The organism is Denitrificimonas caeni, from assembly GCF_905120345.1.
Classification (GTDB): domain Bacteria; phylum Pseudomonadota; class Gammaproteobacteria; order Pseudomonadales; family Pseudomonadaceae; genus Denitrificimonas; species Denitrificimonas caeni_A.
The window spans coordinates 333,740-348,176 of the sequence record NZ_CAJHOA010000004.1; the positions used below are offsets into that span (position 1 = coordinate 333,740).

Genomic DNA, 14,437 nt, shown 5'->3' on the forward strand with positions numbered 1-14,437 from the left:
CTTAGCAGTCGCCTAATAAACTCACTGAGTACGCCAGTCGTTTGTACAACAGCAAACGGATACTCTCATTACGCCGTATTCCGGAGGTCATCATGCTTTTAAGCGATCCCACACTTTTTCGCCAACACGCCTTTATTGCTGGGCAATGGTGCGCAGCTGATTCTGAGCAGGTTATCGCGGTGCATAACCCTGCCAACGCCGAGCGCTTAGGTTCAGTGCCTAATATGGGCGCAGCAGAAACACAACGGGCAATTAACGCGGCTCATAGCGCCCTCCCCGATTGGCGTGGCAAAACTGCAGCGCAGCGTGGGCAGATAATGCGCCGTTGGTTTGAGCTGATCATGCAGAACCAAGAGGATTTAGCGTTATTAATGACCCTTGAGCAGGGTAAGCCCTTGACCGAAGCTCGCGGAGAAATTGCTTACGCCGCATCCTTTATCGAGTGGTTCGCTGAAGAAGGTAAACGCGCGTATGGAGACATGCTACCCAGCCCGTCTAACAGCTCGCGCTTAATGGTGATTAAACAACCGATTGGCGTGTGTGCGGCGATTACCCCGTGGAACTTCCCCGCGGCGATGATCACCCGTAAAGCCGGTGCAGCGCTGGCTGCAGGTTGTACCATGGTGATTAAACCGGCTTCTGCCACACCTTTTAGTGCGCTAGCGTTAATGGTCTTAGCCCAACAAGCAGGCATTCCTGACGGTGTATTATCGGTAGTGACCGGTAGCGCCAGCGCCATTGGTGGTGAGCTGACGGGCAATCCACTGGTGCGTAAGTTGTCGTTTACTGGCTCAACTGAGGTGGGTCGTAGCCTACTGCGTCAATGTGCCGATGATATTAAGAAAGTCTCGTTAGAGCTGGGCGGTAATGCGCCCTTTATTGTCTTTGCTGATGCTGACATCGAGGCTGCAGTAACGGGCGCCATCGCGGCGAAGTTTCGTAATGCGGGGCAAACCTGTGTCTGTGTTAATCGTTTCTATGTGCACGACTCTGTCTACGCAGACTTTGCTCAGCGCTTAACTGCAGCAGTGCAGCAATTGCGTATGGGCGATGGCCGTCGCGAAGGTGTGACCATTGGTCCATTGATTGATCAAGCTGCGGTAGATAAAGCGCAGGCACATATCGCTGACGCCGTACAGATGGGTGCAACGCTAGAGTTCGGAGGACAGGTTACAGAAGGTACATTTTTACAACCCGCAGTGCTAACCGGTGTGCCCCACAATGCACTGCTGAGTCGTGAAGAAACCTTTGGTCCTGTCGCGGCATTAATGCGCTTTAGTGATGATCAAGAAGCCATACAACTCGCCAATGATACCGAGTTTGGTTTAGCAGCATATTTCTATAGTCGTGATATTGGTCGCTGTTTCCGCGTCTCTGAAGCCTTGGAATACGGGATGGTTGGCGTGAATAGCGGAATAATCTCGAATGAAGTAGCACCTTTTGGTGGGGTTAAAGCTTCTGGTCTGGGTCGTGAAGGTTCTAAGTACGGGCTGGATGAATACTTAGAAATCAAATACATCAATTTTGGCGGGATCAGTTAAGCAGGCAGCTAGGCGACCCGTTTTTCTCAGGTCGCCTAGGCTTAATTTTGTACCATTTAATCTTGCAGTAGTAATGGCAAAATCTGTCCGGCAGCACCCACTAAACTGAGCTCACGGGACTGCCGGCAGGGCATCGCCTCGGGATTGATATGCGCAACCCAAGCGCCGCTACGTAAGGCCAACGCAGGAATTTGTGCGGCAGGTTGCACGACACCGGAAGTCCCCACCGAGAGCAATACATCACAGTTTTCGGCAGCAGTAAACGCAGCCTCCAGCGCCACCTGTGGTAAGGCCTCACCAAACCAGACCACGCCAGGACGAATCATTCCTTGGCAATGGCTGCAGATCGGTGGTGCTAACGCGTGTTCATGGCTCATCTCTGGTGCGTGAGTTAAAACGTACGGCTGAGTACAGGTAAAGCAGCGCGGGTTAAAGATACTGCCATGCAAGTGCAACACATCAGCACTGCCGGCTCGCTCATGCAGATCATCTACGTTCTGGGTTATCACCGTCAGTTTCGGCACACGCTGCGCTAATTTAACAATGGCATGGTGTGCAGGATTGGGTTGCGCCTTTAGCAATAATTGTCGACGCCATTCATACCAGCCCCAGACTAAAGCGGGGTCGGCTAAAAAAGCCTCTGGTGTGGCCAATTGCAGCGGATCAAAACGCGCCCATAAGCCAGTTAACGCATCACGAAAAGTACTGACTCCGCTTTCTGCAGAAACCCCAGCGCCAGTAAACACCACCACATGTTTAGCCTTATGCAGCGCATTAAGTAGCTCTGCCGGTACCTGTAAACAGTTTTTCCGCATCATTATTCTCCAGCCAAAGCTCAGCCTAGAAAGGCTGTAAAGTCGTGTTCTAATTATGACCATAGCGTACTGTTAAAAATATACTAGGACAGCATAGCCTTAGCGCTGGATAACCTTCAAAATAGGCACTCCTCTGGCACGGTTTAACAGCGTGTACACGACTTAATTTTCTGCATCACCCATTCCATAGGCAACAACGTGCTCAACTCTTACTCTTCTCGTGCCATTTGCAGTGCCATCCTCAGTGTTATTCTGTTGAGTGGCTGTGCTGGGGTGAAATCTGTCTCAGTCAGTACCAATGATTATATATCGCAACGTCGTGGTGATATTTTAACCACCGGTGAGCTCAGTTCGGCAGTCGGTGTTGCTTTACAAGTTGCTGGCATCAGCGAAAAACAGTGCCGCGCCGCGCCGCAGCAATGCCGTAGCCAGTTGACAGACAATATAGGTCTGGATGATGAGCAACGCATGTCGGCTTTGGCTGAACTCTGGCTGCAAGAAGCACTCTCTATCGATCAGAAGATCAATGAAGGCCTGCTTGCCGATGAGGTCCTCAATGCCTATTTAGAAAGTGCTCGGCATGCTTACGCTTATTTGTTTTTGACCCCTCGCTCCCCGAGCCAGCGTTCACTGGAAGATAGACAAACACAAGTTCGTGACTACTATAACTTTGCCGTACAGCAGACCGTTACGCGCACCTTTAATCATCACTTGCAAAATCTACGCGAGAGTATGGATGAGGATGGGACGTTCAGCGTGACCTCAAAGCAATGGACGATTGCCGGTCAGCTCAATGAAGTGCGTTTGGCCGAGCGCCAGCGAATACCCGAGCAATTGATTCCAGCCTCCTCATTGACCTTTAAAGGCCTGCGCAATCAATACCGCCGCGATGGTATTGGTGCTGAATTAGTGGCCGTTACGGCCAAGCGCGTGGTCAGTAAAAACAGTCGCGAGGAGGCGTTTAGCGAAACACCATTTCCGGCAATTACGGCCATATTACATTTTAAGGGCGACACCTTAGAAGAAGTTCTCCACACTCACGATGTTGAATTACTAGGTTTCGACCCCTACAAGCGTAGCAGTGTGCGGTTATCGGGTACCCAAGTACCGTTGGCAGCCAATTTCACCTCAGGTTACGGCTTATGGCTGGCACGCTCAGGTTTTGCTCGGCAATCGCTGCTGACCTTAGTCGGACGTGGAGAAGTGTTAGAAAAACCTCGCGTCTACTTAATGCAGCCTTATGATCCCAAACGTCGGGTGATCATTATGCTGCACGGCTTAGCCAGTAGCCCAGAGGCTTGGATTAATGTTGCCAATGAGGTGCTCGGCGATGAAGTCTTGCGTAAAAACTTCCAAGTCTGGCAGGTCTATTATCCAACCAATGCGCCGTTAGCGTTCAATCAGCACGCCATTCGCCAAGCGATCCAAGACACTTTGCAAGCGTTTGACCCAAAAGGCCAGAATCGTGCTTCTCAAGATGTCGTGTTGATTGGTCACAGTATGGGCGGTGTCTTAGCCCGTCTCTTGATTTCCGACTCAGGCGATCGTTTCTGGAAGCCCATTGTAAAATCTTATGGATTACAAGGTGAACGTAAGGAGCAAGCACGAAAAAAGTTACTTGATTATGCGTGGTTTAAGCCGATGCCAGAAGTCAGTCGTGCAGTCTTTATTGCCGCACCCCACCGTGGCACACCCTTTGCAGAAAACCGCTTCTCACGTTGGGCAGCGGGTGTGGTTAAGTTACCGGTCTCTGTACTCGGCCGCGTCACTGAAATTGCCCAGTTGTTAGTTGATCCCAGCTCTGCCAGTGCGGCACCGATAACGCGACCGCTGAACAGTATTTCGAACCTCAGCAATCAAGATCCCTTTGTGCGCTTAGCCGCCGACTTGCCGATTGCGGCCAATGTGCCCTATCACTCTATTATCGGCAATGACACACCATCACTCAGCCTGCAACTGTCCAGCGACGGCGTTGTCCCCTATAACAGCGCGCATTTAGCGGGTGCACAATCAGAGAAAGTTATCCGTTCATGGCACAGCGTGCAAGAAACACCGGCAGCTATTGTTGAAGTCAGACGCATTTTGCATCAGCATTTACAAGACACCAATGAGGTTTCTTATGTCAACTAGCCTACGTTCATTGCTGCCAATCAGCTTACTACTGCTATTGTCGTTAACTATTCTCTGCGCTGCGGCATGGGGCACTTTAGCACTCTATTATCAATTGCCTCTGCGTATGCCTTGGCTTGCTGCAGGTCTGTTGCTCTGGGTCGGTTTGTCCATATATGCTCTAGTACGCTTATGGCAGACAGGCCCACTGCAAGGTGCCTTGATCTACCTCGCCCTGCATGCAGCGCTGTTGCTATGGTGGAATAGTTTAACGCCAACCAATCAACACCGATGGGAAGATGATGTCGCTGAAATGACCTCAGGCCGTATCGAAGGCGATCACGTCACTTTATTTAATGTGCGCAACTTTACCTGGCGCTCAAAAACCGATTACACCCCTCGCTGGGAAACCCGCCAATATGATCTCAGCAAACTGCAATCTGTGGATATGCTGACCTCATACTGGGGCATGGATGCAATTGCACACGTTCTCGTCTCGTTTGGCTTTGATGACGGTCAGTTCGTTACCTTTTCGGTGGAGATACGCAAAAAGAAAGGCCAGCAATTTTCCGAAATTGCCGGTTTTTTCAAACAATATGAACTGAGCATTCTAGCCACCGATGAACGTGATGCGATCGCAGTACGCCCCAATGTGCGCGGTGAAGATACGTTTTTATACCGTATTGATATGTCTAAACAGATTGCTCGACAACTGTTTTTATCTTATGTCGAGCAGGCCAATCAACTGATCGAACAGCCACGCTTTTACAACACCGTCACCGCCAATTGCACCACTCTAGTGTTCGGCATGATGCAACATATCAGCGGCAGTTTCCCGCTTGACTCGCGCCTGTTACTGAGCGGCTACCTGCCCAGCTATGTTGAAGAACAAGATGGCCTGACAGATGGCTTTGATTTAGCTCAGTTACGCAGCGCAGGACGCATCACAGAACGCTCAAAGCAGGCCCAAAACAACGACAATTACTCAAAAATCATCCGCCAAGGTGTGCCAGGCTGGTAATCAAAAAAATCAAAAGTGGTGAAAAAATACCATTTTCAACTGCTTTTTAGCGATTACTTAGCCTGCTAAATGTATTTTTTCGTAGATTTACCGCTTAAAAAGAGTGTTTTATCAAAAAAAACAAAAATAATTTAAATGTTTTTTTAAGCGTTTTTAATCTGAGTTTGTCATTCCCGTTTCGGCAAGCTATAGCGCTGCGAAACGGGAATTGCTGTTGATCAAAAAATAGCCTTTTTAGCCGCCTATATAGCCATATTCACATAAATGCGCGGTTGTTATTATTTTTTAAGCTGCCTACTCTAATAAGGCTAAATAAATAACCACAAGGATTTATTTTGAGTTTTGCTACCGTCAAACTCCGTCAACCTACTGACGGTGACGGCCATGCCCTGCATCAACTGGTCGCTCGCTGCCAGCCCCTAGACACCAATTCGGTGTACTGCAATTTACTTCAGTGCACTGACTTTGCGGATACTGCTATTGCTGCGGAAAATGCCGATGGGAACCTGGTGGGTTTCATTTCTGGCTACCGTCCTCCAGCACGCCAAGACACTCTTTTCGTCTGGCAAGTTGCTGTCGACAGCAGTATGCGAGGTCAAGGTTTAGCGCTGCGCATGCTTTTAGCCCTCACTGCACGGGTTGCCGCACAAGGCGTTCGGTTTATAGAAACCACCATTTCTCCGGACAATGCCGCCTCTCAGGCTTTATTTTTAAAAGCCTTTAATCAATTAGGAATCTCTCACAGTACCTCCGTACTTTTCTCAAGTCAGCGGCATTTTGCTGGCCTGCATGAAGACGAAGTGCTGTACCGAGCGGGCCCATTGCCTCTCGATTCCAAACAATAAATATTACAGGATTGAATATGAAAGCTTTTGAACAGAATTTTGAACAGAACGAATCAGGCGTAAGAAGTTATTGCCGCTCATTCCCTGTGATGTTTAAACAAGCACAGGGTGCTGAACTGGTGACCACTGACGGTACACGTTACATCGACTTTTTAGCCGGTGCCGGTACCCTCAACTACGGTCACAACCACCCCGTTTTGAAAAAAGCATTAATCGAATACATTCAGAACGATGGTTTAGCCCACGGTTTGGATATGTATTCAGAAGCGAAAGAGCGTTTTTTAGAAACCTTTAATCGCCTAATTTTGACGCCACGTAAAATGCAAGATTACCTTATTCAATTTACTGGCCCAACCGGTACCAACGCAGTTGAAGCAGCATTGAAACTGGCGCGTAAAGTCACGGGACGTAATAACGTCATCAGTTTCACCAACGGTTTCCATGGTTGCTCAATTGGTGCGCTAGCGGTAACCGGTAACCAACACCACCGTGGTGCTGCTGGCGTAACCTTATCTGATGTCAGCCGTATGCCTTACGCCAACTATTTTGGCGATAAGGTCAATACCATTGCCATGATGGACAAGATGCTGTCTGACCCAAGCAGTGGTATCGACAAACCAGCTGCTGTGATTGTTGAAGTTGTACAAGGTGAAGGTGGTCTCAACGCTGCTTCTGCTGACTGGGTACGCAAGCTAGAAAAACTGTGCCGTAAGCACGATATGCTGCTGATTGTTGATGACATTCAAGCCGGTTGTGGTCGTACAGGTACCTTCTTCAGCTTTGAAGAAATGGGCATTAAGCCTGACATGATCACCCTGTCAAAATCGATCAGTGGTTTTGGCCTGCCATTTGCTATCGTGTTATTACGCGAGAAGCTGGATGAATGGGAGCCCGGTGAGCACAACGGTACGTTCCGTGGTAACAACCATGCCTTTGTCACCGCCGCGGCAGCTTTAGAAGAGTTCTGGCAGGACGATACCTTTGCCAAAAGCGTACGTGAAAAAGGTGAAATGATTGCCAAGCGCATGCATAAAATCACCCGTCGCCACAGCGAACATAATTTGTTTGTTAAAGGTCGCGGCATGATGATTGGTATCAGTTGTGCCAATGGCGATGTGGCTGCACAAATTTGCCAACATGCCTTTGCTAACGGTTTAGTGATTGAAACCAGTGGTAACCACAGCCAAGTCGTTAAGTGCCTGTGCCCTCTGACGATTACCCATGAGCAAATTAATAAAGCCATGGATATTTTAGATGAGTCCTTTGCTGCGGTATTACCCAGCCAAGCAGCGGTGAAAGCGTCTTAAGTGGCCCCGCTCAACACGCTTAACTAACCTTATTTATAAGTGCTGCTGCCACTATTAATAGTCAGCAGCACCCGCAGGAGTTTTTAATGATTGTTCGTACCCTTAAAGAAGCAGAAAACAGTGATCGTCGCGTTGTCACAAAAACGTGGGAAAGTACGCGTATGCTGCTAAAAGAAGACAATATGGGCTTCTCATTTCACATCACGACTATCTATGCCAACACTGAAACTCATATCTGGTATCAAAACCACCTTGAGTCAGTGTATTGCATGAGCGGTAATGGTGAGATTGAAACGCTAAAAGACGGCAAGATCTACCCCATCGAAGCTGGTACTTTATATATCCTAGATAAGCACGATGAACACTTATTACGTGGTGGTAGCGAAGACATGAAAATGGCTTGCGTGTTTAACCCACCGCTTAATGGTAAAGAAGTACACGATGAGAATGGTGTTTACCCACTCTAAGCTCAGTTTTGTGTATTCAGCGTGAAAAATCTAAGCGGCTCTATAGTCATTCTGACGCCGCTTACATTACACTTCGAGTGTCCGTGCCACCTACACGCTTGGTGGCGACACTCAACTATATGGGCAGCGCAGTCTGCGCAAACCCCATTCTTCTTGATTAACTTATTGATAACGGACGCGCATTCATGCATACCGTAGAGAAAATTGGCGGCACTTCAATGAGCTGCTTCAAGGACGTTTTAGATAACATCTTCTTAACTGAACATCCTAAACACGGCCTGTACCAACGTATTTTTGTGGTATCTGCCTATAGCGGCATGACCAACGATTTACTGGAACACAAAAAAACGGGGCAAGCAGGCGTCTATCAGCGCTTTGCCGAAGCCAGTGGTGAAGAAGCATGGCAAGAGCCTCTCGAAAAAGTACGTGAGGCTATGCTGGCAAAAAATGCGGAAATTTTTACTGAGAGCACGCATGCTTTAGAGCAAGCCAATCAGTTTATTAATAGCCGTATTGATGACTGCGCAGACGTCATGCACAGCTTGCACCAACTGTGTAACTTCGGTCATTTTCAGCTGACCGAACACTTGATGAAAGTACGTGAAATGCTCGCCTCTCTAGGTGAAGCGCACAGTGCCTTCAATACCGTGCTGGCATTGAAGCTCAGAGGTGTTAACGCACGCTTTGCTGATCTAACCGGTTGGCAAGCGGCAACACCGCTGCCTTTTGCCGACATGATCGTGCATCATTTTAAAGATATCGACTTCAGCAAAGAGTTGGTAATTGCTCCAGGTTACACCCATTGCACCGAAGGCTTGATGAATACCTTTGATCGTGGTTATACCGAAATCACCTTTGCCCAAATTGCTGCGGCAACTGGGGCCAAAGAAGCCATTATTCACAAAGAATTTCACCTCAGCACTGCAGATCCAAACTTAGTAGGCGCCGATAAAGTGGTGACTTTGGGTATGACCAACTACGACGTTGCCGATCAGCTGTCTAACCTCGGTATGGAAGCGATTCACCCGCGCGCCGGCAAAACCTTACGCCGTGCTGGGGTTGAACTGCGCATCAAAAACGCTTTTGAGCCAGAACATGCGGGAACGCTGATCAGCCAAGATTATGCCAGCGCGACGCCGCGCGTCGAGATTATTGCGGGCCGTAAAGATATGTTCGGCATCGAAGTATTCGACCAAGAAATGCTTGGCGATATGAGCTACGACACTGAAATCACCAACATTATCAAACAGCTCAAGTTGTATGTGGTGAATAAGTCTCGCGATGCCAACAGCATTACTTATTATTGTGCAGGTTCACGCAAGATTATTAATCGCGCGGCACGCATGATTGAAGAGCACTACTCCAGTGCCGAAGTGACAGTACATAACGTAGCCATTGTTTCGGCGATTGGCTCAAACATGAAGGTTAAAGGCATTCTGGCTAAAACTGCGACGGCCTTAGCGGATGCGGGCATCAGTATTCAAGCGTTGCAACAAACCATCCGTCAGGTGGAAATGCAGATAGTGGTGCAAGAAAGCGATTACGATGCGGCAATTATTGCTTTACACCGTGCGCTGATTGAACCAGAAAACTACACTGATGTGATTGTCTTCCCCGAAGCATCCAGAGCTTAATAAGCAACCATCGACCACTGTATCCGCAGGGGTCGATGGCTATCCTTGTGAGTCATTATGTATGTCCGTAAAACCAAATGTGCTTACTTTTAAGCATATTGAACACAGCGCTATCTTGTCACACGCTCTAAAATACAAGTGCACCGGCGTAGATCTCAGCGACAGCCGATAATCCTTTTTGCGCTAGCTGTGCGCCTGCGTTAAGATTGCACAACTTTTTCACGCCCTAAAGGACGTCGCAATGAATCGTGTTTTGTACCCGGGAACCTTCGACCCGATCACCCGTGGCCACAGCGATCTAATTGAACGTGCTGCGCGTATTTTTGACCATGTGATTATTGCCGTGGCCGCCAGCCCGAAAAAAAACCCTCTATTTGATTTAGAGCAGCGTGTGGCTTTAGCTAAAGAAGTCACGGCCCACCTGCCTAACGTTGAAGTACTGGGTTTTAATAACCTCTTAGCGCACTTCGTTAAAGAAGTAGATGCCAACATCCTGATGCGTGGTTTACGTGCGGTATCTGACTTTGAATATGAGTTTCAACTGGCTAATATGAATCGCAAGTTAGCACCTGATGTTGAAAGCTTATTTCTCACCCCATCGGAAAAATATTCCTTTATTTCATCAACTTTAGTGCGCGAAATTGCTGCCTTGGATGGTGATATTTCTGAATTTGTTCATCCTTCGGTGTCCCTTGCTTTAGCAGAACGCTTCAAAAAGTGATTTACAGCAAGCATTCGTCTTGCTAATGCTGCGCGCAAGCTTAGATTGCGGCACAATGACGGTATTCAATTATCATTGTGCCCTTACTGCTCAATAGGAGTCGCTCCATGTCGCTAATCATTACGGATGACTGCATCAACTGTGATGTTTGTGAACCTGAATGCCCAAACAGCGCTATTTCACAAGGTGAAGAGATCTACGAAATTGATCCAAACCTGTGTACTGAGTGTGTTGGCCACTACGATGAACCACAATGTGTGCAGGTTTGTCCTGTCGATTGCATCCCATTAGACGCAAACAATGTAGAAAGCAAAGACGAGCTGATGGAAAAGTACAAAATCATCACAGGTCAGGCTTAACTCGCGCCGTGGCTCGCTTACAAGCTGCTGTACTGAGTGTTCTCCTGTGCTGGTTGGTGGTTGCCTCTGCCGAGCAACTACCCCAGCGCGCCTATGTCAGCAGCGCTCATCCTCTAGCCAGTGCGGTAGGGATTGAGATCCTCAAACAAGGTGGCAATGCCATTGATGCGGCTATCGCCGTGACTGCTGCTCTAGCGGTTGTTGAGCCATATGGTTCTGGCTTAGGCGGCGGCGGTTTTTATCTATTACGTCGTACCGGCAAAAGTGTTGATTATCAGTTTCTTGATGCCCGCGAACGTGCGCCTTTGGCGGCGCATACCAACCTCTACCGCGTTGATGGTGTTATTGAGCCAACGCTGTCACTTGATGGTGCGCTGGCTGCTGCCATTCCTGGCATACCGGCAGCACTCGATGCGCTGAGTCAGCGTCATGCCAAACTCTCGCTAGCAGACAATCTTGCACCGGCGATTGCCTTAGCACGTAATGGTTTTGCCATTGATGCGGTCTATCAAGAACGTGCGGGCTGGCGTTTAGCTGCGTTACAAAATGACCCAGAGTCAGCGCGTTTATTTCTGCATCAACAGGTGATCCCCCAGCAGGGTTGGATACTGCGCCAGCCTGAATTAGCAGCAACCTTGAGTATGCTAGCGCAACAGGGTGGTCGTAGCTTTTATCAAGGCCCCTTCGCTGAAAAATTAGTCAACGCCGTACAAAATGCCGGCGGTATTTGGGCATTGAAAGATTTGACCGACTATAGCGTTAAGTGGCGCGCACCACTCATTGTCTCACTAGCTGAACAGCGTCAATTGATTAGCGCGCCGCCGCCCTCCGCGGGCGGTATTGCCATTGCGCAAAGCTTATTGATGTTGCAACGCTTGCCGTGGCAACAAGCTGAACCGGCACAACGCGCGCACTATCTTGCCGAAGTCTTTAGACGCGCCTACCGCGATCGCGGTTTACTTGGCGATCCTGACTTTATTGATAACCCCGTCCAGACACTACTCGCGCGTCAACATATTGTGCAAATGGCCGACAGCATCCGTGTCGATCAAGCGACCCCTAGCGCCAGCCTAGCACCCAGTCCAGCGCTACATGAAGGTGACCACACCACGCATTTTGCTGTGCTCGACCAGCAAGGCAATGCCGTGGCGGCTACTTTGTCATTAAACATGATGTTTGGCGCAGCCTTTACCGTGCCCGGTACCGGTGTGTTACTCAACGATGAAATGGATGACTTTGCTGCCGATTTAGAAGGCAGTAATGCCTATGGTCTGAGCGCAAGCGTGGCTAATAAAGTGCAAGCCGGCAAACGACCGCTGTCGTCAATGAGCCCCAGTTTCTTAGAGGGTCCTAATGATTTCGCCGCCTTTGGTACACCCGGTGGTAGCCGTATTCCGAGCATGAACGTATTGTCGATGCTGGAATATTTAGACGGCCAAACACCTAATCAATGGGTGGCCAGCCCACGCGTGCATCATCAGTATTTACCCGATGTCCTAGGTTTTGAACCGGGCGCTTTAACCTTAGAGCAGCAACAGCGCTTACAGAAAAAAGGCCACGCACTAGAAGAGTTAACCCGTAACTACGGTAATCAGCAAGTGCTGTGGTGGCAGAAAGACTCAGGTCAGAGCGCGGCCGCCAGTGATCCTCGTGGGCAAGGCGTCAGTCTCAGCCACTAGTCCTGCTAGCGCAGCTGAATCAACGGAAAATCATCATCGTCACCGCCCAAGCGACGTACTTCGCGCAACAGTTCATTTTCACCCACCAAGCCCAACTGCATGACATTGCGTAAGCTTTGCGTAATACGACTGGCATAGCCCAAGTCATTCATTAACGAGCTGGCCTGCATATTATCCAATTGCTGCTTACGCACTTCACTGAAAATACGGTGACGGAAATCTGCATCAAACTTAGCTGCCTGCCCTTCCATCCAGTCCAAGCGACTCCTCCAAACATCATCCGGCAAATCTAATCGCCCGATCTCACGTACTTGCCGTAATACCCAAAGCACATGGCGGCGCAAGTCCAAGTAATGGTTATGGACAAAGGAGTGCTCATCACGCAAATAACGACCCAGATTTTTCTGTAAATGCTTGGCGTCTTTAACTGCATCCACCAGCTGCAAAGCCACCACTTGGCAGGTCATCCAAAACTTTTGATGCTCTTCATCCATCGTCACATCAAGACGACTCATAAAGCCCAGCAAATCCGAATACACACCTTTGATATGACGCTGATACAGCTCTTCGGCATCCAAGCATTCAGTGTCATTCGGGCGTGCGTCTAAGCGCGCTTCATCCACTCGTATGCTGGATAATTGCTCAACCGGTTGATACAGGGCATGACAAATCACTTCTAAACTTAAGCGGCCTAAATGCTGTAACTCTTGCACGACTGCGCGCGAAGCGGTATCCACCGAAGCCAACGCCGCATCACTTAAATAACGTGCGCGGGTTTCCGGCAGTACACGTTGCTCAACAACCGCGCTCTGCCCCGTTTGAGTCTCTACAATCAAGACACTGGGTTCAGCACGATCGGGTAAAAACCGGCACAACCAAACTTCTAAGTAGCGCTGCCAAGGCCAAAATACCAGCACACCGATAATATTAAACACGGTTTGAAACATTGCCAGCTGCAACAAACTGTTATCGCCAACACCCAAACCACTCATAATCCACTGCACCAACCACATCAATGGTGTCAACAGTAAAAAAGTAGTTAAGCCCGTCACCACATTAAACATTACATGCACAGTGGCCAGACGTTGACCACCACGATTACCACCCAGCCAGCCCATCACAGCCACATTTAAGCTGCTGCCCACACTGCCACCAATGGCCATGGACATCCCTTGCCATAACTCTAACTGACCGGCAGCTAAAGCCGCTAGAATCAACATTAAAGTGGCATGACTGGACATCAGCATGGCAGTTAACAGGATACCCATGCCCAAAAAAAGTAGCTGTCCTAAATAGCCACGACTCACCTGCTCAAGAACATCTAGGTGGCTACCAAACTCCACAAAGGCACTTTTAATCTGGTCAATACCTAAGAAAATAAAGGCAATACCTAAGATAATCCGGCTAATGCCTTTGCCTTTAGTTTTATTAAATCCGGCCAGCACACCAAATACCAATAAAGGCAGTGCAATCGGGCTTAAGCTAAAATTTTGTCCGGCCGCGGCAAGTAACCACATCCCGCCACTGGTACCTAAGTTAATGCCCAGTAAAATCGAGATACCGCCCGCCAACTGAATCAGGCCGGTACTGATAAAGGCAATGGTCAACAATGACATTAAGGTGGTGGACTGCAGCACCATGGTGCCACCAACACCAAATAAGAAACCTTTAAACGGTGTTGCCGTACTGCGCTCTAAAAGCTGCTCTAAACGACCGCCGGCCAGTTGTTTCAGGCCTTCTTCAAGGCATTGCATACCAAATAAGAATAAAGCCAAACCGGCACACAACTGCAACCAGCCAGCGCTGTACCAAAAGCTGACAGCCAAAATAATCAACGCTAATATCGGTAATAGAAACGACTTAAGCTTACCCATACACTCACCAAAGCGCAGACAATTATTAAAAACAGAGGAGGCTCAATACACACAGCCTATTACTC

Annotated in this window: 12 protein-coding genes; 10 read left to right on the forward strand and 2 right to left on the reverse strand. The window is 48.8% G+C overall.

The window, feature by feature from the left end:
• The first annotated feature begins 92 nt into the window (after positions 1-92).
• Entirely contained in the window at positions 93-1,541 is a 1,449-nt protein-coding gene (locus JYJ62_RS09665) for an NAD-dependent succinate-semialdehyde dehydrogenase (protein ID WP_205342001.1), read from the forward strand.
• A 56-nt stretch (positions 1,542-1,597) separates the two neighbouring features.
• On the opposite strand, the gene JYJ62_RS09670 is transcribed toward JYJ62_RS09665, so the two are convergent.
• Complete coding sequence (locus tag JYJ62_RS09670) at positions 1,598-2,359, reverse strand: SIR2 family NAD-dependent protein deacylase (protein ID WP_420042833.1); 762 nt, start codon at positions 2,357-2,359, stop codon at positions 1,598-1,600.
• A gap of 195 nt (positions 2,360-2,554) precedes the next feature.
• Between JYJ62_RS09670 and JYJ62_RS09675 the strand changes: the two genes are divergently transcribed.
• From JYJ62_RS09675 to ggt, 9 genes are all read left to right on the forward strand, one after another.
• Positions 2,555-4,486: an esterase/lipase family protein gene (locus JYJ62_RS09675; protein ID WP_205342002.1), complete on the forward strand. Its 1,932-nt coding sequence runs from the start codon at positions 2,555-2,557 to the stop codon at positions 4,484-4,486.
• Positions 4,476-5,486 carry a DUF4105 domain-containing protein gene (locus JYJ62_RS09680; RefSeq protein ID WP_232365755.1) on the forward strand — a complete coding sequence of 337 codons (1,011 nt, stop codon included), beginning with the start codon at positions 4,476-4,478 and terminating at the stop codon, positions 5,484-5,486. The genes JYJ62_RS09675 and JYJ62_RS09680 overlap by 11 nt, the downstream gene beginning before the upstream one ends.
• A 335-nt stretch (positions 5,487-5,821) precedes the next feature.
• Positions 5,822-6,331, forward strand: a complete 510-nt coding sequence (ectA, locus tag JYJ62_RS09685) for a diaminobutyrate acetyltransferase (protein ID WP_205342004.1) — start codon at positions 5,822-5,824, stop codon at positions 6,329-6,331.
• A 17-nt stretch (positions 6,332-6,348) separates the two neighbouring features.
• Positions 6,349-7,638, forward strand: coding sequence for a diaminobutyrate--2-oxoglutarate transaminase (gene ectB / locus JYJ62_RS09690; RefSeq protein ID WP_205342005.1), 1,290 nt, complete (start codon positions 6,349-6,351; stop codon positions 7,636-7,638).
• 86 nt (positions 7,639-7,724) lie between these two features.
• A complete protein-coding gene (locus JYJ62_RS09695) occupies positions 7,725-8,105 on the forward strand; it encodes an ectoine synthase (RefSeq protein WP_205342006.1) in 381 nt (126 codons plus the stop codon).
• A gap of 185 nt (positions 8,106-8,290) precedes the next feature.
• Positions 8,291-9,739, forward strand: a complete 1,449-nt coding sequence (locus JYJ62_RS09700) for an aspartate kinase (protein ID WP_205342007.1) — start codon at positions 8,291-8,293, stop codon at positions 9,737-9,739.
• Between the two features lie 241 nt (positions 9,740-9,980).
• Positions 9,981-10,460: a pantetheine-phosphate adenylyltransferase gene (coaD, locus tag JYJ62_RS09705; protein WP_205342008.1), complete on the forward strand. Its 480-nt coding sequence runs from the start codon at positions 9,981-9,983 to the stop codon at positions 10,458-10,460.
• Positions 10,461-10,567: 107 nt separating this feature from the next.
• A complete protein-coding gene (locus JYJ62_RS09710) occupies positions 10,568-10,819 on the forward strand; it encodes a YfhL family 4Fe-4S dicluster ferredoxin (protein ID WP_022966930.1) in 252 nt (83 codons plus the stop codon).
• 8 nt (positions 10,820-10,827) lie between these two features.
• Positions 10,828-12,498 carry a gamma-glutamyltransferase gene (ggt, locus tag JYJ62_RS09715; protein ID WP_420042834.1) on the forward strand — a complete coding sequence of 557 codons (1,671 nt, stop codon included), beginning with the start codon at positions 10,828-10,830 and terminating at the stop codon, positions 12,496-12,498.
• A 5-nt stretch (positions 12,499-12,503) separates the two neighbouring features.
• On the opposite strand, the gene JYJ62_RS09720 is transcribed toward ggt, so the two are convergent.
• Positions 12,504-14,372, reverse strand: a complete 1,869-nt coding sequence (locus JYJ62_RS09720) for a Na/Pi cotransporter family protein (protein WP_205342010.1) — start codon at positions 14,370-14,372, stop codon at positions 12,504-12,506.
• Positions 14,373-14,437: the final 65 nt, after the last annotated feature.